The following is a 19,351-nucleotide window of genomic DNA, read 5'->3' as shown; positions in this document are numbered from 1 at the left end:
CTCAGCCCCAGCCCGGAGCAAGGAAAAGGTTAACGCCGTTCGCCGGGAGTCATCCGGCGGGCGGGGCGCTGAGCAGGGCGCTGGCCTCGGCCCCCTGACGAGCGAGGGGATCGCGGACCTCGACCTCGATCACCACGCCGCCGCCGGGTTCGTTGGACCAGAGGTAGCGGCGCTCGACCTCGACCTCGCGGCCCGAGGGGGCGATGCCGGTGAAGACGTCGCCCCAAGGGGTGATCCGGCTGACCTCGTCCCAGGTCATGTCGCAGGCGGCGTCCAGCTCCTCGATCGCCATTTCGGACAGTTCGTCGTCGTTCACAGCCATCGGCGGACCCCTGTGCGATAGGCGCGGAAGGCGTCGCCGAACCTGCCCTCCAGATAGCGTTCCTCGCGCGCGATGACGAAGCGGTCGACGACGATCAGGCACGGGATCAGCAGGGCCAGGGCGACCGGGCTGTCCATCGCCACGGCGAAGCCCAGATAGGTCACGGCGAAGCCGACATAGATCGGGTTGCGGCTGAGGCGATACAGGCCACCGGTGGCCAGGGCGGTGGTGGGTTTCCACGGCTCGGGCGGGGTGCCCAGGCGACGGAACTGACCGGCCGCCACGCCGTCGATCAACAGGCCGCCGACGATCAGCACCAGCGCCAGGCCGCGCCGCCAGTCGGTCGCCAGGCCCAGCGTCAGCTCTGCGCTGAACCGCTCGATCACCCAGCCCGTCAGCAGGAAGCCCAGATAGATCAGCGGCGGCGGGGCGATGACGCCGGGATGGTCCTTGCTCATCGGGCCTTCTCTTCATCGGCGTAGATGGCGACGCGGGCGGGGGCTGTGCTGGACACCGCGCCGCGATACATGCCCGAGGTGTTCATCACGAAATGAGGCTGGCCCGAGCGACCGATGACAATGACGCCTCCTTCTCCCCCAAGCGCGTTCACCTCACTGATTTCGTCGCGAGCGGCCTGCCACTCAATGGGAGTCGCGGTGTCTGCAAGGCAATGCATCCCGGCGGGGACTTCCTTGCAAGGCTCTCCCTGAACGGCAGGAAAAGTCGAGGTTTCGATGATGGCGCAGATATCGCGAGCGACGGTGGCGCGAATGAAATACTCGCCACTGCCTGTCGCCGAGACCGCGCAGTTTCGTGAGGCATAGGTGCCCGCGCCGATGACCGGCACGTCGCCGACCCGGCCCCAGCGTTTGGCGGTCATGCCGCCGGTCGAGGTGGCGGCGGCCAGGCGGCCCTGGGCGTCCAGGGCGACGGCGCCGACGGTGCCGAACTTCTTCTCGTTCAGCGGCGGGGCGGGCAGGGCGGCCATGGCGCCCGGCTCGGCCCCCACGGGCCGAGCGGGGATCGGCAGGTCCCGCTGACGCAGCGCGGTCTCCAGCCCCTGCCAGCGGCGCTCGGTGAAGAAGAAGGCGGGATCGACCTGTTCCAGCCCGACCGAGGCGGCGAAGGCGTCGGCGCCGGGGCCGATCAACATGACGTGGGGCGAGCGCTCCATCACCGCGCGGGCGGCGGCGACGGGGTGACGGGTGCGGGTCAGGCCCGCGACCGAGCCGGCGGTCAGATCGGCGCCGTTCATGACGGCGGCGTCCAGCTCGTTCCGGCCCTCGGCGGTGAAGACGGCGCCGCGTCCGGCGTTGAACAGGGGATCGTCCTCCATCACCTGAACCGCCGCCTGGACCGCGTCGAGGGCCGAGCCGCCGCCCGCCAGGACGGCGGACCCGGCGTCCAGCGCGACCGTCAGCGCGGCGCGATAGGCGGCGTCCTGTTCAGGGGGCAGGCTGTCGCGCTCGATGACGCCCGCGCCGCCGTGGATGGCCAGCGACCAGCGGGGCGCGTCCTGGGCCTGGGCGTGAGCCGTGCCGACGAAAAAACACAGTGCACATAGTGCACATAGTGCACTTTTGGTGAGGCGGTTCATGTGGCGTCCCCCTGCGGATGCGTGAGGGGGCGACACTATAGCCGCGCCGCGCGGGGGGTAAGCCCGATTGCGTCGGGAAGGGGGACGGGCGCTGAATTGGCGACGGAAATCGGGGGCGGATGTGGGGGGCGACCTAGCCCTTCTCCCCTCGGGGGAGAAGGTGGGCGGCGGAGCCGCTCGGATGAGGGGGCTCTGTCAGCGGGCAGACGGGTAGGAGTCGAGCCTGAAGCTGGCGGCCCCCTCATCCGTCTTGCTCCGCAAGCCACCTTCTCCCCCGAGGGGAGAAGGACGATGGGTCACCGTCGGTGGTGAGACCATTTCCACAGGCGGTAGGCGACGATGGGCGCAAAGCCGCAGACCAGCGCGGCGAGGAGGACGGTCCAGAAACCGCCCCCCAGGCCGTATTCGCCGATGCCCGCCCCGACCAGCGCCGCGACGACCGGGCCCAGCCAGGGCAGCCAGTGCGGCGGCCGCATCTTCATTCAGGCGTCGACCTTGATGACGCCGCGACGGATCTGGTCCAGCTCGATGGAATCGAACAGGGCCTGGAAGTTTCCGTTGCCGAAGCCCTCGTTGCCCTTGCGCTGGATGATCTCGAAGAAGATCGGACCAAAGGTGTCCTGGGTGAAGATCTGCAGCAGCAGGCCTTCCTCGTCCGAGCCGTCGATCAGGATGCGGTTCTTGCGCATCCGCTCCACGTCCTCGCCGTGGTTGGGCAGACGCTTGTCGATCAGTTCGAAATAGGTCTCGATCGTGTCCTGGAAGTCGACGCCGCGCGCCTTCATGGCCTCGACGGTCTCGAAGATGTTCTCGGTCGTCAGGGCGATGTGCTGGATGCCCTCGCCGTTATAGCGACGCAGGAATTCCTCGATCTGGGAGTTGTCGTCCTGGCTCTCGTTCAGGGGGATGCGGATGGCGCGGTCGGGCGCGATCATCGCCTGCGAGAACAGGCCGGTCGCCTTGCCCTTGATGTCGAAATACTTCTGTTCCTCGAAGTTGAAGATCGAGTTGTAGAAGCCGGACCAGGTCCGCATCTGGCCGCGACGGACGTTGTGGGTCAGGTGGTCCAGCACCTCGAGGCCCATGGAGTTCTTGCGCTCGGCCTCTTCCCAACCCTCGATTTCGTCCCAGGCGTCGTAGAGGGAGCCGTGCTCGCCGTACTGGTCGATGACGTACAGCAGCGAACCGCCGATGCCCTGCAGGATGTAGGGATAGTCGTTCCCCAGAGCGCCGCCGTTGACGCCATCGGCCTTGACCGCGCCACGCGCCAGGGCGCCCTCATACGCGGATTTCGCGTCGGCGACGCGGAAGGCCATGCCGTTGGCCGACGGGCCGTGGTCGCGGGCGAAATCGGCGGCCTGACCCGACGGCGTGCGGTTCACCAGCATGGTGATGTCGCCCTGTTTCAGGCGCACCGCGCCGGTCAGCGGGTTCACGTGGGTCCGGGTGAAGCCCATCAGCTCCAGCCGGGCGACCATGGCCTCGGGCTCGGGGCCGGTGAATTCGACGAACTCGAAGCCGTCGACGCCGAGGGGGTTTTCCTGATCGATCCGGGCGGCGTCGGTCTGGACGTCGGTCATGGGTCGTCTCCTGAGATTGTTTATGCAGGCGACCGGGCCGCCGATTGGCGCGGAACCTAGTCACCCGAGGCCGTTTCGCCAACCCGCAGGCGGCCGGTTCACAGCATTGTCGTCGAACGCCCCCGATGTCGCATCCGGCGCGAAGCCCGATGCGCAACGGCCAAGGCCCTGCTAGAGGCGATGGGATCAACCGGGACGCCTGAATGCTGCGCAAGCTCTATGACTGGGTCTTTTCGCTGGCCCGCCACCGTCATGCGACGCGCTCGCTGGCCGTCGTCTCGTTCGCCGAAAGCTCGTTCTTCCCGATTCCGCCGGACGTGATGCTGGCGCCCATGGTGCTGGCGCGGCCTGACCGGGCCTATTTCTATGCGATGGTCTGCACCGTCGCTTCGGTGCTGGGCGGGCTGCTGGGGTACGCCATCGGTTATTTTCTGGAGCCGGTCGGGATGTCGATCCTGGCCTTCCTGGGCAAGGCGGACACGTTCGAGACGTCCAAGGCGCTGTTCCAGCAGCACGGGGCGTGGGTGATCCTGATCAAGGGGCTGACCCCGATCCCGTTCAAGCTGATCACCATCGCCTCGGGAATTTTCCAGTTCAACCTGGCGCTGTTCATCGCCCTGTGCGTGATCACGCGGGCGGGGCGGTTCTTCCTGGTCGCGTTCGTGCTGAAGCGCTGGGGGCCGCCGATGCTGGAGATCGTCGAGAAGCGGCTGGCGCTGTTCACGGTGCTGGGGCTGGCGGTGCTGATCGGGGCCTTCTTCGCGATCAAGCTGCTGTAGTCGACGGGCGGCCCGGCCAAGGTTAAGAAGGGGCGATGATCGGTCTGTATCGAGTCCTGACGCGGTGGTGGACCGCCTACGCCCTGGCGGCCTCGCTGGCCCTGCTGGGGGCCGCGCACGCGTTCGAGCGGTTTGCGGGCCTGAGCCCGTGCAATCTGTGCCTCAAGCAGCGCGAGGTGTACTGGGCCGCCGTCGCCATCGCCGGGGCCGCGACCTTCTGGGCCGTGTTCAGCCGCGCCAGCCGGGGCACGCCGCGCATCGCCTCCTTCCTGCTGGCCGCCGTCTTCGCCACGGGCGCGATCACCGCCGTCTTCCACATGGGCGGCGAGATGAAGTGGTGGGAGCTGCCGGCGACCTGCGCCGGGGCCGCGCCGGGTGATTTCGACCTGAACAGCCTGACGTCGCTGGCGCTGGGCACGGGTCCGGCGCCGCGCGTGGCCATGTGCGACGCGGTGACGTGGCGCTTCCTGGGGCTTTCGATGGCAGGATGGAACGCCCTGATCGCCGCGGCATTGGCCGTGTTCAGCCTGCTCGCCGCCAAACGCCCCAAGGACGCCCGTGCCCCCCGCAACTGACGCTCGCCGCATCCCCCTGCCACGCCCCGGCGTCGGGCAGGGCCGTGCGCGCCTGGCCGAGATGCTGCGGGTCGATCATGCGGGCGAGTTCGCGGCCGTCCACATCTATCGCGCCCAGCGCGCGGTGCTGGAGGGGCGTCAGGGCAAGGAGAAGATCGCCGGCGACCTGACCGAGATGGAGGGGCACGAGGCGGTGCATCTGGCGCGGTTCGAGGCGCTGCTGAACCAGCACCGGGTGCGGCCGACGGCGATGATCCCGCTGTGGAAGCTGGCGGCCACGGCCCTGGGCGCGGGGACAGCCCTGATCGGCGAGAAGGCGGCCCACGCCTGCACCGAGGCGGTCGAGAGCGTGATCGAGGAACACTATGCCGACCAGATCGAGGAGGTGCGCGAGCGCGATCCCGAACTGGCCGCCGAACTGACGAAATTCCGCGAGGAAGAACTGGCCCACCACGACCACGCCATCGCCCACGGCAGCCGCGAGGCGCCGGCCTATCGGCTGCTGAGCGGGGTCATCAAGCTGGGCTGCCGGGCCGCGATCAAGATCAGCGAGCGGGTTTAGGCTCAGGTTCTCCCTCCCCTTCATGGGGAGGGTGGTCGCGAAGCGACCGGGTGGGGAGGGCCAGGCGATATCGGGCGCGGCGGATGCTCAGCCCTGCCGCCCCCACCCGGCTTCGGCCTGCGGCCTCAGCCACCCTCCCCGGGACGGGGAGGGAGAGTTTCAGTACAGATCGAACGCCAGCAGCAGCGTCCTTTGGGCCGGGCTGAAATTGTCGTCGGACAGGATGTAGAGGCGCGTTCTGCCCGCGCGGGTTTCGGCGGCGACGCCTTCGAAATTATCCGTCGTGCCCGGCAGTTTCAGCTCGATCAGGACGGGACCCAGCGCGCCGTCGGGGGCCATGCGGCGGACGCGGGCGCGGGCGTCGATGGGTGGGGTGTAGCGGCGCTGGACCACGAACCAGCCGTCGCCCGCCGGGTCGCGGTCCATGCCGGTGATGCGGTAATCGCCGTCTTGCAGCAGGGGCTCGGGTGGGGCGACGACGGTCAGGCAGCCGCCCGCAGGCGCGCAGTCCCAGACGCCGCCGGACTCGCCGGTCACGCGCCAGCCGCCGGGCGCGGCCGCGATACCCTCCATCCCGTCATTGAGGGCGAAGGCGTAGTCGGGCGAGGCGACGGGGCGCGGCGTCGTCAGGGCGGCCAGCGGGCCATAGGTCCAGATGCGATGGTCGCGCTCGAAACTGACCAGCAGGTCGCCGGTCGGGGTCAGGATCAGGCCTTCGGCGTCGCCCTGGACCTTGTCGGTGATGGGCAGGCCGTCCATTCCGGTCAGGCGGCGGATGCGCGGATTGTCCAGCCCGACCAGCCGGCCGCTGCGGTCCAGCCGCAGGGCCGCCAGCGCCAGGTCGCCGGTGTCCGAGACGGTGACGAAGCCGTCGCTCCCGGTCAGTTTCAGGTCCGACAGGCTGCGGAAGGGGGAAGTCGGCTCGACCACCACATTCAGCCCGCCGGCGAAGCGAACGCCGGGCGCCAGGACCGCGCCGCCGGGCAGGCCCAGCCCCACGGCGCGGGTCGAGACGCCGACCGCCGTCCAGCCGGTGGCGTCGCGCGGGGCCCAGGTTTCGGAGACGCGGCCGGCGCCGGCGCAGGCGGCCAAGGACAGGGTCAGCAGGGCGGTCAGCAGGCGGCGCAGGGTCATGGCGGGCTTATGGCTCAGGCGGCGGCGCGCTTGCGGCGCGCGGGCGGAGACGAGGCGGCGTCGGCGTCAAACAGTTCGGCCAGCCGCTCGACCATGACGCCGGCCAGTTGCTCGACATCGACGATGGTGACGGCGCGGCGATACCAGCGGGTCACGTCGTGGCCGATGCCGATGGCGCTGAGCTCGACGCCGGAATTGTCCTCGATCCGGGCGATGACCTGACGCAGATGCTTGTCCAGATACAGGGCGGCGTTGGCCGACTGGGTCGAGTCATCAACGGGCGAGCCGTCGGAAATGACCATCAGGATGCGCCGCGCCTCGCTGCGGCCACGCAGCCGGTCATAGGCCCAGGTCAGGGCCTCGCCGTCGATATTCTCTTTCAGAAGGCCCTCGCGCATCATCAGGCCGAGGTTCTTCTTGGCCCGGCGCCAAGGCGCGTCGGCGGCCTTGTAGATGATGTGGCGCAGGTCGTTCAGGCGGCCGGGATTGGCGGGTTTACCCGCGCTGATCCACGCCTCGCGCGACTGGCCGCCCTTCCAGGCGCGGGTGGTGAAGCCCAGGATCTCGACCTTGACGCCGCACCTTTCCAGAGTTCGGGCCAGGATGTCGGCGCAGACCGCCGCGACCATGATCGGCCGCCCGCGCATGGAGCCGGAGTTGTCCAGCAACAGGGTCACGACCGTGTCGCGGAACGGGCTTTCGCTCTCGGCCTTGAACGACAGGGGGGCGGTCGGATCGGTGATGATCCGGGTCAGCCGGGCGGTGTCCAGCATCCCCTCTTCGAGGTCGAACATCCAGCTGCGGTTCTGCTGGGCCAGAAGGCGGCGCTGCAGCTTGTTGGCCAGGCGCGAGACGACGCTGGACAGCTGAACCAGCTGCTGGTCCAGCAGGGCGCGCAGGCGGTCCAGCTCGGCCGGATCGCACAGGTCGGCGGCGTCGATCACCTCGTCAAAGGCGGTGGTGAAGACGCGGTAGGCGTCGACCGCGCGGCCGTCGTCCTGGGTCTGCTGGCGGTTGGGCTGGGCGCCTTCCTCCATTTCGGGGCCGTCGTCGGAGGCGTCGCCGTCCTGTTCGACCGGCGAGCCGTCGGGGCGGCGTTCGCGCTCCTGTTCGGCGGTCTGGTCGTCGGTGGCACCGTCCATGGACTGGCCGCCCTCGCCGCCGTCCTGATCCTCGTCCTGGTCCTCTTCCGGGGCGTCGGGTTCGGTGGGGTCGGGTTCGTCCTCGCCCGGTTCGTCATTGGCGTCGTCGCCGCGCCCGTCGCCGGGATCCAGGTCCAGCGCGCCCAGCACGTCGCGGAAGCGGGCGGCGAAGGCGGCCTGATCGCCAGCCACGGCGGCCAAGGCGTCCAGCGGGGCGCCGGCCTTGCCCTCAAGCTCGGCGCGGACGAGGTCCAGCATCGAGCCGGCGCCGTCGGGCGCCTTGCGGCCGCTGATCCGCTCGCGCACCAGCAGGCCGACGGCCTCGGCCAGGGGCACGCGTTCGGCCTCGGCGCGCAGGGCGCCGGTCTTTTCCAGCCTGGTCAGCAGGGCGGCGTCCAGGTTCTGGCGCACGCCCGCCAGGGCCTGCGAGCCCCAGGCCTCGACCCGGGCCTGTTCGGCGGCGTCATAAACCTCGGCCGCGCGGGTGTCGGCGGGGCGCAAGCGGGCATCCAGCCGGTCGTCGTGATTGGCCAGCCGCAGCGCCAACCGGTCCGCCTGACCGCGCAGGGCCGCGCCTTCGGGCGCCGCCGGATCGCGCGGCGGGTGGGGCAGGGTCAGGACGTGGTTCGACAGGCGCGGCCCGTCAGAGCCGAACTGGACCTCCAGCTCGTCCGACTCGGCCAGGGCGCGCGCGGCATGGGCCAGGGCGCGCTTGAAGATTTCGGCGGGGGTCTCGCTGGCGGCCATGCAGGGACACATAGCGGACCGGACGGCGGGGAAAAGGGCCAAGTGGCCGCGCCTGGGCGCCGGGCATGAAAAAGGGCGGCCTCCGCACGGAGGCCGCCCTTAATTTCATCGAGTCGGCCGGATCAGGCGGCTTCGGCGGCCTTGGCCAGCTTGGCCTGGTGGGCGCGCATACCGGCGGCGATCAGTTCGGCGGCTTCGCCGGCGTCGCCCCAGCCCTTGACCGTGACCGACTTGCCCTTCTCCAGATCCTTGTAGCGGGTGAAGAAATGCTCGATCTGCTCGATCAGGATGGCGGGCAGCTGACGATAGCTGGCCACGTCGGTGTAATAGGGGTTCAGCTTGTCGACCGGCACGGCCAGGATCTTTTCGTCGCCGCCGGCCTCGTCGGTCATCATCAGCACGCCGATCGGGCGCGAGCGGATGACGCAGCCCGGAACCACCGGCGTCGGGTTTAGCACGATCACGTCGCAGGGATCGCCGTCGTCCGACAGGGTGTGCGGGATAAAGCCGTAGTTGCCGGGATAGTACATGGCGGTGTGCAGGAAGCGGTCGACGAACAGGGCGCCCGACGCCTTGTCCATCTCATACTTCACCGGCAGGCCGCCCTGCGGGATCTCGATGACGACGTTGACGTCCCAGGGTGCGTTCGGGCCGACCGGAATGGCGTCGAGGTTCATGATGCGCTCGTTGTGCACTGCGAAACGGGGAGGGCGCGGTGATAGGCGTCTCGCCGGTTTCAGGCAAGCGGGACTTGCCTCGGCCGCATTGATGGCGACACTGGGTCGCCATGACGATCATGGACTGGGCCGCGCTGGGCCTCTTCATTCTGTGCTGGCTGGGTTACGGGCCGCTTCTGGGCCTGATCGCGCGGCGTGGCGGCTCGCTGAACGCGGACATGACCATCGTGCGCGATTCCTGGATGCGGGCTATGACCCATCGCGAGGTGCGGCTGATCGACAGCCAGCTGATGGGCCATTCGATCAATTCGGCCTCGTTCTTCGCCTCGACCAACCTGCTGCTGATCGCCGCCGTCGCCGGGATCCTGTTCGGCGGGGACACGGCGTTGAAAGGGTTCGCCGCCCTGGGCGCCGAAGAGGTGTCGATGAAGCTGCTGGAAGGGAAACTGGCGCTGGTGCTGCTGTGTCTGGCGCGGGGGTTCCTGGATTTCATCTGGTCGCTGCGCCAGATGAACTACACCCTGGCCCTGATCGGCGCGGCGCCGGAAATCCACGTCGAGGCGGACCGCATGGCCTATGGCTCGGCCGTGGCCCAGGTGCTGAATCCGGCGCTGAGCGGATTCAGCCAGGGGGTGCGGGGCTATTATTTCGCCCTGGCGGCGGCGGGCTGGCTGTTCGGACCGGTCTGGCTGGCGGTGGGGGTGGTGTCCGCCTTCGCCCTGCTGATCTGGCGGCAGATGGCCTCGCCGGCGGCGCTGGCGATCCGGGCGTCGCGGCGCTTGCTGGACCAGAACTGAGCGCTTGCAGCAGGAATAGTTGCGGATGCGAATGGATCGTGCGCTGGAAGCGGTTACATTTCCGTGTCGAGAGTCAGGATTTCCGTAACAGCCTGTGATCGCGGGTCGAAAATCAGCGCTTGAAATTTTGTGCGCTGCAACGTAGCTTGATCTTCGACGCCTCCGGGCGTCTTGCCCTTCCTGGGCGTTTCCTCCCTATAGACTTTCATACCGCGCCCTCGGGCGCGGTTTTTTTTGGCCGGTGATCAGCCTGCGAAGTCCGCGCACAGGGCGGCGATCAGACGGGTCAGGGCGGCGCGTCGGCGCTCGAAGGCGTCGGATGGGGTCAGGGTCGCCTCGTCCAGATACAGGGCCCGGCTCAGTTCGACCTGGATCGCCTCGTACCCCTCCGCGGGGCGGCCCCACAACTGGGTCGAATAACCGCCGGCGTAGGGCCGGTTCAGCGCCACCTTCAGCCCCAGCGATTCGAACAGGGCCCGCAGCCGGCGGCTGAGCGCCGCGCCGCACGACGCCCCGTGCCGGTCGCCCAGCACCACGTCCGGCCCGCGCGGCCCGCCTGCCGCCCGCGACGGCATCGAATGCCAGTCGATCAGAATGGCCCGGCCGTGGCGCGCGTGCGCCGCCTGCATCTGCCGGGCCAGGGCGTGGTGATAGGGGTGGTGGACGCGGGCCAGACGCCGCTGCGCCTCGGCCAGGGTCAGTCGCCGGTCGTACAGGGCCAGGCCGTCGCCGGTCAGGCGCGGCAGGACGCCGTAGCCGGCCGCCACCTTGGGCCCCGGCGGCGGCAGGGCGGCCGCGTCCTCGAACAACAGAGGATCCAGATCGTCGGGCGACCGGTTCAGGTCGACATAGGCCCGGCCGATCCGCCCCCGGATCAGGGGCGCGCCATGGTCCGACCCGGCCGCGACCAGACGATCCACCAGGGCGTCCTCGGCGCTGCGCAGGCTGAGCAGAGGCAGGTCGGCCCGCATGCCCATATCGCCGGGGTAGCGGTCGCCCGAATGCGGCGAGGCGAACACCAGCGGCGTCGGCGCGCCGGACGGCGTCACGACCTGGAAGGTCGGCTCCTCGGAATCGACGGTGGGCGCGTTCATGACGGCGGCTTAGCCTGTTTTGTCCACAAGAGCAGCGCGGAACAGCGTCTGGGCGAACGGCGGCTTTCACTGCGGATTTACGCTTCCGGTCCTAGGGTCGCGTCTCGAACAAGGAAGACCGGACGCAAATGGCGCGTATCCTGCTGGCGGAAGACGACGACTCCCTGCGGGGATTCCTGACCCGGGCGCTGGAGCGCGCCGGCCATCAGGTGATCGACTGCGAGAATGGCGATGACGCCATCGATGCGCTGGAGCACGGCCCCTATGACCTGCTGCTGACCGACATCGTCATGCCCGGCGCCGACGGGATCGAGGTCGCCCGCGTGGCCGCCGCGCGCCAGCCGGGCCTGCGCATCATGTTCATCACCGGCTTCGCCGCCGTCGCCCTGTCGGCCGCCCAGGCCTCGCCCCAAGCCAAGGTCCTGTCCAAGCCCGTGCACCTGCGCGACCTGGTTAGCGAAGTCGAACGGATGGTCGCGGCCTGAGGTGAAAAACCTTGAGCCAAGGCCCTTGCAGTCCCTGATCTGACCGGGTTATAGACCGCGCCTTCCCGCCCCCCGGACACCGAGGGGCCGTTTCGGCGGACGCGTAGCTCAGCGGGAGAGCACCTCGTTGACATCGAGGGGGTCGCAGGTTCAATCCCTGCCGCGTCCACCATTTCCTTCCAGCACATCCGGTCCCATCGTCGCTTGCGGCGGTCGCGCATGAAAAAGGCCGGCTCGTGAGAGCCGGCCTTTTCGCTATCTGCGGCTCTGACCTATTCGTCGTCCCGCGAGGTGGCGATCCAGGCGCCGCCCAGCGTCAGCATGAACAGGCTGAAGAAGCTGATGGTGGCGATGATGAAGGGCACGGCCGAGGCGGGCATGGGAATGTCTCCTGTTGATGCCTGCACGGTGGCGGCCGGTCGCGCCGTGCGCCTTGATCGAGATCAAGCGTCAGAAGATGCGGTGCAGACTGCCGGCGCCGTGGCTGAGGGCCAGGGTCACAGCCTGATCGGGCAGATCGCAGCGGGCGACGACGCCCAGTCCCTCGCGCCCCCCGGCCAGGCCGCGCCGGGCCAGTTCGGCGACCATGGCGTCGGCGACCGCGCGCGGGTCGATCATGTCGAAGGCGATCAGCCGGTCGATCCGGGTCAGGGTCTCGCCGTCCGGCGCGATGGCCGGACTGTGAAAGGCCAGGCCTTTCAGCAAGGCGCCGTCCCAGGCGGCCAGAACCCGGCCTTCGGCCACCGGGCGGACGGCGGCGGCGCGCCAGTCGTCCAGCGTCAGGTCCGGGGTGTCCAGCCGCATCAGCACAAAGGCCGTGTCGACCTCGGCGACGGACAGGGCGCGCAGGCTTGAGCATCGCGGGGCGGATGACGGCATGAAAGGCACGATGCGGCGGCAGGCGTGTGGCCGCCTTGACCTGCGTCAAGACGAAGACTTGTCGCCCCCGCCGGCCCGGCCCATGCTGGCGGGGTCATTCATCGGAACCGCTTCATGCTGGCGCTGAAATCCCTGCCGCCCGATTGCGCCGGGCGCCGCCGCGAGAGCGCCTGCGGCAGTTGCGGGGCGCGGTCGCTGAGCGTCTGCGCCAGCATTCCGGACAAGGATCTGCACCGACTGACCGACCTGGCCGAGGCGGTAACGCTGGCGCCGGGCGAGCCGCTGATCCGCGAGGGCGAGCCGGCGGGCCATGTGTTCAACGTCACCTCGGGCTCGATCCGGGTGTTCAAGCTGTTGCCGGACGGGCGGCGCCAGATCACCGGCTTCCTGTTCGCGGGGGATTTCCTGGGGCTGGCGACGGGCGAGGCCTATGCCTTTTCGGCCGAGGCGATCGAGGCGGCGACCGTGTGCCGGTTCCGCCGGCCGGAATACCGCGCCCTGATCCGCGACTGTCCGGCGCTGGAAGGCGCGCTGCTGGACCGGGCGACGCACGAACTGGCGGCGGCGCAGAACCAGATGCTGCTGCTGGGCCGCAAGACGGCGATGGAGCGACTGTGCTCCTTCCTGCTGGATTTGCCCTCGCACGACCCGGCGCGGCCGACGCCCGCCGACATCATCCGCCTGCCGATGACGCGGGCCGAGATCGCCGACTATCTGGGCCTGACCATCGAGACGGTCAGCCGCGTGCTGGGCAAGCTGAAGACCCAGGGCGTGGTGCGGCTGATGACGATGAACGAGCTGCGGGTCGAGCGGCCCGAGCAATTACGCGCGCTGGCGGACGGCGAAGCCTAGAGCGACCTCAGCGTCACCCGGCCGTCTGCGGCCACGCCCGTCGCCTCGATCCGGCGATCGCACAGGGCCAGCGGCGCGGGGCGATGGCTGATCAGGATGAGGCCCTGAGCCGATCGGGCCAGGTGGGCGGACAGGCCGGCTAGGACGCGCGCTTCGGTCGCCGCGTCCAGCCCCTCGGTCGGTTCGTCCAGCACCAGCCAGGGCGCGGGACGCAGCAGGGCGCGGGCCAGGTTCAGGCGGCGGCGCTCGCCGCCCGACAGGGTGTCGCCATTCTCGCCCAGCCAGGCGTCCAGGCCGCGCGGGTCGGCGCGGATGCGGTCGGCCAGATCGACGGTTTCAAGCACGGTCCATAGCGCGTCGTCGGTCACAGCGGGGTCGGCCAGGGCCAGGTTGTCGCGCACCGTCCCGGCCAGCAGGCGGATGTCCTGCGACGCATAGGCGAACAGGGCGCGGGCGCCGGCGGGATCGACGCCGGTCAGATCATGACCGCCCAGCGACGCCTCATTCGCCACCGCATCGCGCAGGGCCAGAAGCCGTTCGATCAGGGTCGTCTTGCCCGCGCCCGAATGGCCGCCGAGGGCCAGCCGCGCGGGCGGCGACAGGCGCAGATCGCCCAGCCGGATCGTCGCGTCGGCGGGCGCCGCGCGGGCCGGGGCGGGCGGGGCGTCGAACAGGGGCGACAGGCGGGCCACGGCCTCCTTCGCCTGACCGTTCTGGCGCAGGGCGTTGGCCAGGGAGGCCCCCGCCTCGACCGCCGTGACGGCGGCCAGCGCGGCCAGCGCCGCCAGCGGCAAGGGCGCGCCGACGCCAGCGACCAGCACCCCGGCGACAGCCAGTCCGGTCAGCAGGCTTTGCGAGGCGGCGATCCAGCCGCCCGCGCGGGCGCCGGCGGCGACGGCGTCGTCCAGATCGCGGCCCCGCGCGGCGGCGCGTTCGACCGCCCAGTCCTGCAAGCCATAGGCGCGCAGTTCGGGCGCGGCGGCCTGAAGCGCGCTCAGATCATCTTTCAGCGCGCCCATGGCGACCTGGGTGCGGCGCCCGGCCGGGGCCGCCAGGCGCGCGGCGATCAGGGCGGCGGCGATGACGGCCGCGATCACGGCGGCGACGACGGTCAGGGCCGCCACCCCGCCCGCCAGGGACGCCAGGACCAGGGCGGCCAGCAGACCCGCGCCCGCGCTCCACGGCGCCGACAGGCGGACGAACAGGGTCTGGACCGCGTCGATATCCTGGACCATCCGGGCCGAGGCCTCGCCGCCCGACAACGAGAGCGCACGCGAGACGGGGGCGGCGGCGATGGCGCGGAACAGGGCGGGGCGCAGGGCGGCCAGCGCCTTGAGCGCCGCCTCGTGGCCGGTGACCCGCTCGCCATAGCGCGCGGCGGTGCGAACGATGGCCAGGAAGCGGATGCCCGCGCTGGGGACCAGATAGTTGAACGCCTGCAGCGTCGCCCCGCCCGCCACGCCCGCGATGGCCGCGCCGGTGATGAACCAGCCCGACAGCCCCAGCAGGCAGACGGCGGCGGCGGACACCAGGGCGCCCAGGACGGCGGCGGCCAGCAGCCGGTCGCGCTGGCGACGGCGCTGCTGGGCCAGCAGGGCGTCGAAGGCGCTGCTCACAGCGTCACCACGGTGTCGGCCAGGGCCATGACGGCCGGGGAATGGGTGGCGATCAGGGTGGTTCGCCCCTGGGCCGCGCGGCGGATGACGGGCAGCAGGGCGGCCTCGGACGCGGCGTCCAGATTGGCCGTCGGCTCGTCCAGCAGCAGGATGGGCGCGGGTTTCAGCAGGGCGCGGGCCAGGCCCAGCCGCCGCCGCTCGCCGCCCGACAGGCCGCCGCCGCGCTCGTCGATGGGGCGCGACAGGTCGCCGGACAGGCCCGCCAGCACCGCCGCCTGCACGACCTGATGAGACGACGCCTCGCGCCAGGCCAGGGCGATGTTGTCGGCCAGGGTTCCGGGCACGACCACCGGCGCCTGACCGGCCCAGGCGACGACGCCGGCCAGCGGCCCGGTCTGTGACAGGCGCAGGTCGTCGATCATCACCTTGCCGTCCGTCAGCGGGGCGAGGCCCAGCAGCAGATGCAGCAGGCTGCTCTTGCCCGAGCCGCTGGGGCCGGTCAGGGCGACCAGACCGCCGGGCGGTATGGCCAGGTCGAACCCGGCGATAACCGGCGTGTCGGGGCGATAGGCGATGGAGACGGCGCGGAACCGGATCGCGGGCGCGCGGGTCAGGACCGGAGCCAGGCCGACGCGGACGGGCGCGGCTGTGTTCAGCGCGGCGGCCAGCGACGGGGCCGCGGCCTCGGCCGCCTGCCGGTCATGATAGGCGGCGGCCAGCCGGCGCATCGGAGCATAGACCTCGGGCGCCAGGGCCAGGACGAAGAAGGCGCGGGCCAGGTCCAGTTGCTCGGGCACGGGAAAGGGCAGCAGCCGCAGCAGGTTGAAGCCGCAATAGACCGCGACCAGCGCGACCGACAGGGCCGAAAAGAACTCCAGCACCGCCGAGGACAGGAAGGCGACGCGCAGCACGCGGGCGGTGCGCCGCTCCAGATCGTCCGACGCCGTGGCCAGACGCGCGGCGGCGCGGTCCTGGGCCTGGAAGGCCAGCAGGGCGGGCAGGGCGCGGATGCGGTCCAGGAACAGGCCGGACAGCCGCTCCAGCGCCTGGAACTGGCGGCGGCTTTCGCGCGCGGCCGCGACCCCCGCCAGCCCCATGCCCAGGGCGAAGGGCAACAGGGTGAACAGCATGACGCCCGCCGCCACCGGACTGGCGAAGGCGGCGGCCGCGATGATCAGCAGGGGCGCGATCACGGCGGCGCGGCGCGCGGGCTCGAACCGCGAAACATGGCCGTCCAGCGCCTCGACCCCCTCGACCACGGCGCTGAGGCCGCCTGGTCCGGCGCGGCCGTCGAACAGGGCGAACAGCAGGCGGCGGCGCAGGCCGTCCTTGACCGACCCGGCCGCACGCGCGCCCGTCGCCGCCGTCATCCACGCCAGCAGGCCGCGCGCCGCCAGCGCGACGACGGCCAGCGCCAGCCACGGCAGGATGGCGACAAGTCCTTCAGGCAGGTGCGCGATGGCCCCGGCCAGACCGGCGGCGAAGGCGACGGCGGGCGCGGCGTCGGCGATGGCCAGCAGACCGGCCGCCTGGCCGTCGCGGCCCGGCAGCGGGCGCGTCGTCTCGGCCAGCCATCGGCGGGGATCGATCGGTGCGGCGCCGCTGGGGGTCATCGACAAGGGTCTAGGCGCCGCTCAGGGTCATGGACAAGGGCCTAAATGTCGCTGCGACCGAAGGCTTTGATCGAAATCAAGGTTGCGGGTGTAGGCTTCGCGTAACGCAGCACGGCCCGGTCGTGACGGCCCGGCCAATCGGAGCCTGATTCCATGATCGACATGGCGGTCGTCGACCTGTCCCGTCTGCAGTTCGCGCTTACGGCGTTGTACCATTTCCTGTTCGTGCCCCTGACGCTGGGCCTGTCCTTCATGCTGGTCATCATGGAGAGCATCTATGTGATGACCCGACGGCCGATCTGGCGGACCATCACCCGGTTCTGGGGCGTGCTGTTCGGGATCAATTTCGCCCTGGGCGTCGCGACCGGCATCACCATGGAGTTCCAGTTCGGGATGAACTGGTCCTACTATTCCCACTACGTCGGCGACATCTTCGGCGCCCCGCTGGCGATCGAGGGCCTGATGGCCTTCTTCCTGGAGGCGACGTTCGTCGGGCTGATGTTCTTCGGCTGGGACAAGCTGAAGCCGCACGCGCACCTGTTCGTCACCTTCATGGTCGCGCTGGGCACCAATCTGTCGGCGCTGTGGATCCTGATCGCCAACGGCTGGATGCAGAACCCGGTCGGCGCCGCTTTCAATCCGGACACCATGCGGATGGAGGTCACGGACTTCATGGCCGTGCTGTTCAACCCGGTGGCCCAGGCCAAATTCGTGCACACGGTGTCGGCCGGCTATGTCTGCGCCTCGGTCTTCGTGCTGGGGGTTTCGGCCTTCTATCTGCTGAAGGGCAAGCACAAGGGCTTCGCCAAGCGGTCGATGACCGTGGCGGCGGCCTTTGGTCTGGCCTCGTCGCTGTCGGTCGTCGTGCTGGGCGACGAGAGCGGCTACGCCCTGACCGACAACCAGAAAATGAAGCTGGCCGCGCTGGAGGCCATGTGGCGCACCGAGCCGGCGCCCGCCGGCCTGACCGCCTTTGGCATCCCCAGCCTGAAGGACCGGCACACCCATTATGAGGTCAAGATTCCCTATGTGCTGGGCCTGATCTCGACCCGCAGCATCGACAAGCCGGTGATCGGCATACTGGAGCTGGTCGCGGTGGCCGAGGACCGGATCGAGCGCGGCGTGGTCGCCTATGACGCGCTGGAGGACCTGAAGGCCAATCCCAACGACGTGGCCGCCCGCGCCCGGTTCGAACCGGTCCGCAACGACCTGGGCTATGGCCTGCTGCTGCGGCGCTATGTCGAGGATCCGCGCCTGGCCACGCCGGACCAGATCCAGCTGGCCGCCTGGTCGACAGTGCCGAACGTGCCGCTGATGTTCTGGACCTTCCGGATCATGGCGGGGATCGGCTTCCTGATGATCGGGCTGTTCGCCACCGCCTTCGTGCTGTGCACCCTGCGTAAGCACGAGACGCGGTGGTTCCTGCGGCTGGCCGTACTGGCCATTCCCCTGCCGTGGGTCGCCATCGAGTTCGGCTGGGTGCTGGCCGAGGTGGGGCGTCAGCCCTGGGCCGTGGAAGGCGTCCTGCCGACCTTCCTGGGCGCGTCCAGCCTGACCGTGCCGCAGCTATGGACCACCATCATCGGCTTCACCCTGTTCTACGGCGCCCTGGCCGTGGTCGAGGTGGGGCTGATCCTGCGGGCCATCAAGAAGGGGCCGTTCGCCGAACAGGAAACCGACGCCCAGCTGGCCGCCGAAGGCGCCCCGGCCGTCGCCTGACCCCTCAGATCAAGGACATACGAAGATGGAACTTCCTCTCGACTTCGCCACGCTTCGCCTGATCTGGTGGGGCCTGCTGGGCGTGCTGCTGATCGCCTTCGCCCTGACCGACGGGTTCGATCTGGGCGTCGGCGCCCTGCTGCCCTTCGTCGCCAGGACCGATGAAGAGCGCCGCATGGTGATCAATACTGTCGGCGCCACCTGGGAGGGGAACCAGGTGTGGTTCATCCTGGGCGGCGGCGCGATTTTCGCCGCCTGGCCCTTCGTCTATGCGGTCAGTTTCTCCGGCTTCTACCTGGCGATGTTCCTGGTGCTGGCGGCGCTGATCCTGCGGCCGGTGTCGTTCAAATACCGGTCCAAGCGGCCGCACGGCCATTGGCGGACCTTCTGGGACTGGTGCCTGTTCGTCAGCGGCTTCGTGCCGGCGCTGGTGTTCGGCGTGGCCGTGGGCAACGTCATGCTGGGCGCGCCCTTCCGTCTGGATAGCGACCTGCGCTCCTTCTACGAGGGGCATCTGCTGGGCCTGTTCTCGCCGTTCGCCCTGCTGTGCGGCCTGCTGTCGGTCGCCATGCTGGTGCTGCACGGCGCGGCCTGGCTGGGGCTGAAGGCCGAACGGGGGCCGGTCGCCGACCGCGCCCGTCTGTACGGGACCATCGCGGGCCTGCTCAGTCTGGTGCTGTTCGCGGCGGGTGGTTTGTTCGTGGCCTATGGCGACATCGGCTTCCGCATCACCGGCGCGCTGGACGTCAACGGCGTGTCCAACCCGCTGCGCACGACGGTCGAGGCCGCCTCGGGCGCCTGGCTGGACAACTATGGCCGCTATCCGTGGATGCTGATCGCGCCGGTGCTGGGCTTCCTCGGCGCAGCGGCGGCGCTGCTGGGCCTGTGGCGACGCAGCGAGCCGCTGGCGTTCGGCGGGTCGTCGCTGTCGGCGGTGGGGATCATCTCGACAGTCGGCCTGTCGATGTTCCCGTTCATCCTGCCCAGTTCGATCCATCCGCAGTCCAGCCTGACGGTCTGGAACGCCTCGTCCAGCCAGACGACGCTGTTCATCATGCTGGTGGTGACGGCGATCTTCCTGCCGCTGATCCTAGTCTACACCGCCTGGGTCTATCGGGTGCTGTGGGGCCGTTCGACGACCGGCGCGCTGCGCTCCAATCCCGACCTGTATTGAGCCCGAG

Annotated in this window: 20 protein-coding genes and 1 tRNA gene; 9 read left to right on the top strand and 12 right to left on the bottom strand. The window is 70.0% G+C overall.

Annotation, left to right across the window (positions count from 1 at the left end; genetic code table 11):
* Positions 1-49: 49 nt before the first annotated feature.
* The 5 genes from EON91_RS00680 to hppD form a co-directional block, all read right to left on the bottom strand.
* Positions 50-322 (bottom strand): hypothetical protein, encoded by a 273-nt coding sequence (locus EON91_RS00680; protein WP_292090901.1) that lies wholly within the window; start codon positions 320-322, stop codon positions 50-52.
* Positions 313-780, bottom strand: a complete 468-nt coding sequence (locus EON91_RS00675) for an isoprenylcysteine carboxylmethyltransferase family protein (protein WP_292090900.1) — start codon at positions 778-780, stop codon at positions 313-315. Before EON91_RS00675 ends, EON91_RS00680 begins: the two co-directional genes overlap by 10 nt.
* Positions 777-1,919, bottom strand: a complete 1,143-nt coding sequence (locus tag EON91_RS00670) for an isoaspartyl peptidase/L-asparaginase family protein (RefSeq protein ID WP_292090899.1) — start codon at positions 1,917-1,919, stop codon at positions 777-779. Before EON91_RS00670 ends, EON91_RS00675 begins: the two co-directional genes overlap by 4 nt.
* A gap of 296 nt (positions 1,920-2,215) precedes the next feature.
* Entirely contained in the window at positions 2,216-2,401 is a 186-nt protein-coding gene (locus EON91_RS00665) for a hypothetical protein (protein ID WP_292090898.1), read from the bottom strand.
* On the bottom strand, positions 2,402-3,499 hold the full coding sequence (gene hppD / locus EON91_RS00660; protein ID WP_292090897.1) for a 4-hydroxyphenylpyruvate dioxygenase: 1,098 nt from the start codon (positions 3,497-3,499) through the stop codon (positions 2,402-2,404).
* Positions 3,500-3,702: 203 nt separating this feature from the next.
* Here hppD and EON91_RS00655 point away from each other — a divergent pair, with 203 nt between their 5' ends.
* From EON91_RS00655 to EON91_RS00645, 3 genes are all read left to right on the top strand, one after another.
* Positions 3,703-4,278: a YqaA family protein gene (locus tag EON91_RS00655; protein WP_292090895.1), complete on the top strand. Its 576-nt coding sequence runs from the start codon at positions 3,703-3,705 to the stop codon at positions 4,276-4,278.
* 35 nt (positions 4,279-4,313) lie between these two features.
* Entirely contained in the window at positions 4,314-4,853 is a 540-nt protein-coding gene (locus tag EON91_RS00650) for a disulfide bond formation protein B (RefSeq protein ID WP_292090894.1), read from the top strand.
* A 61-nt stretch (positions 4,854-4,914) separates the two neighbouring features.
* Entirely contained in the window at positions 4,915-5,415 is a 501-nt protein-coding gene (locus tag EON91_RS00645; protein ID WP_292090950.1) for a demethoxyubiquinone hydroxylase family protein, read from the top strand.
* Between the two features lie 159 nt (positions 5,416-5,574).
* Here EON91_RS00645 and EON91_RS00640 read toward each other — a convergent pair whose 3' ends face one another.
* The 3 genes from EON91_RS00640 to ppa form a co-directional block, all read right to left on the bottom strand.
* Positions 5,575-6,549: an esterase-like activity of phytase family protein gene (locus EON91_RS00640; protein WP_292090892.1), complete on the bottom strand. Its 975-nt coding sequence runs from the start codon at positions 6,547-6,549 to the stop codon at positions 5,575-5,577.
* A gap of 14 nt (positions 6,550-6,563) precedes the next feature.
* Positions 6,564-8,438, bottom strand: coding sequence for a cobaltochelatase subunit CobT (cobT, locus tag EON91_RS00635; protein ID WP_292090890.1), 1,875 nt, complete (start codon positions 8,436-8,438; stop codon positions 6,564-6,566).
* 122 nt (positions 8,439-8,560) lie between these two features.
* Positions 8,561-9,115 (bottom strand): inorganic diphosphatase, encoded by a 555-nt coding sequence (ppa, locus tag EON91_RS00630; RefSeq protein WP_292090888.1) that lies wholly within the window; start codon positions 9,113-9,115, stop codon positions 8,561-8,563.
* Between the two features lie 110 nt (positions 9,116-9,225).
* Here ppa and EON91_RS00625 point away from each other — a divergent pair, with 110 nt between their 5' ends.
* Positions 9,226-9,912: a DUF599 family protein gene (locus EON91_RS00625; protein ID WP_292090887.1), complete on the top strand. Its 687-nt coding sequence runs from the start codon at positions 9,226-9,228 to the stop codon at positions 9,910-9,912.
* A 245-nt stretch (positions 9,913-10,157) separates the two neighbouring features.
* On the opposite strand, the gene EON91_RS00620 is transcribed toward EON91_RS00625, so the two are convergent.
* Entirely contained in the window at positions 10,158-11,006 is an 849-nt protein-coding gene (locus tag EON91_RS00620; RefSeq protein WP_292090885.1) for an N-formylglutamate amidohydrolase, read from the bottom strand.
* Positions 11,007-11,134: 128 nt separating this feature from the next.
* Between EON91_RS00620 and cpdR the strand changes: the two genes are divergently transcribed.
* Together cpdR and EON91_RS00610 are read left to right on the top strand one after the other, a co-directional pair.
* A complete protein-coding gene (gene cpdR, locus EON91_RS00615) occupies positions 11,135-11,491 on the top strand; it encodes a cell cycle two-component system response regulator CpdR (RefSeq protein ID WP_292090884.1) in 357 nt (118 codons plus the stop codon).
* A 97-nt stretch (positions 11,492-11,588) separates the two neighbouring features.
* Positions 11,589-11,663, top strand: a tRNA-Val gene (locus EON91_RS00610).
* A 278-nt stretch (positions 11,664-11,941) separates the two neighbouring features.
* Here EON91_RS00610 and EON91_RS00605 read toward each other — a convergent pair.
* Positions 11,942-12,370, bottom strand: coding sequence for a hypothetical protein (locus EON91_RS00605; protein WP_292090883.1), 429 nt, complete (start codon positions 12,368-12,370; stop codon positions 11,942-11,944).
* Positions 12,371-12,484: 114 nt separating this feature from the next.
* Between EON91_RS00605 and EON91_RS00600 the strand changes: the two genes are divergently transcribed.
* Positions 12,485-13,222 carry a helix-turn-helix domain-containing protein gene (locus EON91_RS00600; RefSeq protein ID WP_292090881.1) on the top strand — a complete coding sequence of 246 codons (738 nt, stop codon included), beginning with the start codon at positions 12,485-12,487 and terminating at the stop codon, positions 13,220-13,222.
* On the opposite strand, the gene EON91_RS00595 is transcribed toward EON91_RS00600, so the two are convergent.
* Complete coding sequence (locus tag EON91_RS00595) at positions 13,219-14,838, bottom strand: ATP-binding cassette domain-containing protein (RefSeq protein WP_292090880.1); 1,620 nt, start codon at positions 14,836-14,838, stop codon at positions 13,219-13,221. The genes EON91_RS00600 and EON91_RS00595 overlap by 4 nt on opposite strands.
* Positions 14,835-16,451, bottom strand: coding sequence for a thiol reductant ABC exporter subunit CydD (gene cydD, locus EON91_RS00590; RefSeq protein ID WP_292090879.1), 1,617 nt, complete (start codon positions 16,449-16,451; stop codon positions 14,835-14,837). The genes EON91_RS00595 and cydD overlap by 4 nt, the downstream gene beginning before the upstream one ends.
* A gap of 156 nt (positions 16,452-16,607) precedes the next feature.
* On the opposite strand from cydD, the gene EON91_RS00585 reads away from it, so the two are divergent.
* Positions 16,608-18,170 carry a cytochrome ubiquinol oxidase subunit I gene (locus EON91_RS00585; protein ID WP_292090949.1) on the top strand — a complete coding sequence of 521 codons (1,563 nt, stop codon included), beginning with the start codon at positions 16,608-16,610 and terminating at the stop codon, positions 18,168-18,170.
* Positions 18,171-18,195: 25 nt separating this feature from the next.
* Entirely contained in the window at positions 18,196-19,344 is a 1,149-nt protein-coding gene (cydB, locus tag EON91_RS00580) for a cytochrome d ubiquinol oxidase subunit II (RefSeq protein ID WP_292090878.1), read from the top strand.
* The last annotated feature ends 7 nt before the right edge of the window (positions 19,345-19,351 follow it).

This window comes from Brevundimonas sp. (genome assembly GCF_004210735.1).
Classification (GTDB): domain Bacteria; phylum Pseudomonadota; class Alphaproteobacteria; order Caulobacterales; family Caulobacteraceae; genus Brevundimonas.
This window is presented reverse-complemented; position numbering and strand designations above follow the sequence as displayed.

Bases quoted from the DNA above. Each gene is read 5' to 3' on its own strand.
- EON91_RS00680 (WP_292090901.1), bottom strand. From the start codon at position 322: ATGGCTGTGAACGACGACGAACTGTCCGAAATGGCGATCGAGGAGCTG.
- EON91_RS00600 (WP_292090881.1), top strand. From the start codon at position 12,485: ATGCTGGCGCTGAAATCCCTGCCGCCCGATTGCGCCGGGCGCCGCCGC.
- EON91_RS00665 (WP_292090898.1), bottom strand. From the start codon at position 2,401: ATGAAGATGCGGCCGCCGCACTGGCTGCCCTGGCTGGGCCCGGTCGTC.
- EON91_RS00605 (WP_292090883.1), bottom strand. From the start codon at position 12,370: ATGCCGTCATCCGCCCCGCGATGCTCAAGCCTGCGCGCCCTGTCCGTC.
- EON91_RS00620 (WP_292090885.1), bottom strand. From the start codon at position 11,006: ATGAACGCGCCCACCGTCGATTCCGAGGAGCCGACCTTCCAGGTCGTG.
- EON91_RS00645 (WP_292090950.1), top strand. From the start codon at position 4,915: ATGCTGCGGGTCGATCATGCGGGCGAGTTCGCGGCCGTCCACATCTAT.
- EON91_RS00640 (WP_292090892.1), bottom strand. From the start codon at position 6,549: ATGACCCTGCGCCGCCTGCTGACCGCCCTGCTGACCCTGTCCTTGGCC.
- ppa (WP_292090888.1), bottom strand. From the start codon at position 9,115: ATGAACCTCGACGCCATTCCGGTCGGCCCGAACGCACCCTGGGACGTC.
- EON91_RS00650 (WP_292090894.1), top strand. From the start codon at position 4,314: ATGATCGGTCTGTATCGAGTCCTGACGCGGTGGTGGACCGCCTACGCC.
- EON91_RS00675 (WP_292090900.1), bottom strand. From the start codon at position 780: ATGAGCAAGGACCATCCCGGCGTCATCGCCCCGCCGCCGCTGATCTAT.
- cydB (WP_292090878.1), top strand. From the start codon at position 18,196: ATGGAACTTCCTCTCGACTTCGCCACGCTTCGCCTGATCTGGTGGGGC.
- EON91_RS00655 (WP_292090895.1), top strand. From the start codon at position 3,703: ATGCTGCGCAAGCTCTATGACTGGGTCTTTTCGCTGGCCCGCCACCGT.
- cobT (WP_292090890.1), bottom strand. From the start codon at position 8,438: ATGGCCGCCAGCGAGACCCCCGCCGAAATCTTCAAGCGCGCCCTGGCC.
- cpdR (WP_292090884.1), top strand. From the start codon at position 11,135: ATGGCGCGTATCCTGCTGGCGGAAGACGACGACTCCCTGCGGGGATTC.
- cydD (WP_292090879.1), bottom strand. From the start codon at position 16,451: ATGACCCCCAGCGGCGCCGCACCGATCGATCCCCGCCGATGGCTGGCC.
- EON91_RS00670 (WP_292090899.1), bottom strand. From the start codon at position 1,919: ATGAACCGCCTCACCAAAAGTGCACTATGTGCACTATGTGCACTGTGT.
- hppD (WP_292090897.1), bottom strand. From the start codon at position 3,499: ATGACCGACGTCCAGACCGACGCCGCCCGGATCGATCAGGAAAACCCC.
- EON91_RS00625 (WP_292090887.1), top strand. From the start codon at position 9,226: ATGACGATCATGGACTGGGCCGCGCTGGGCCTCTTCATTCTGTGCTGG.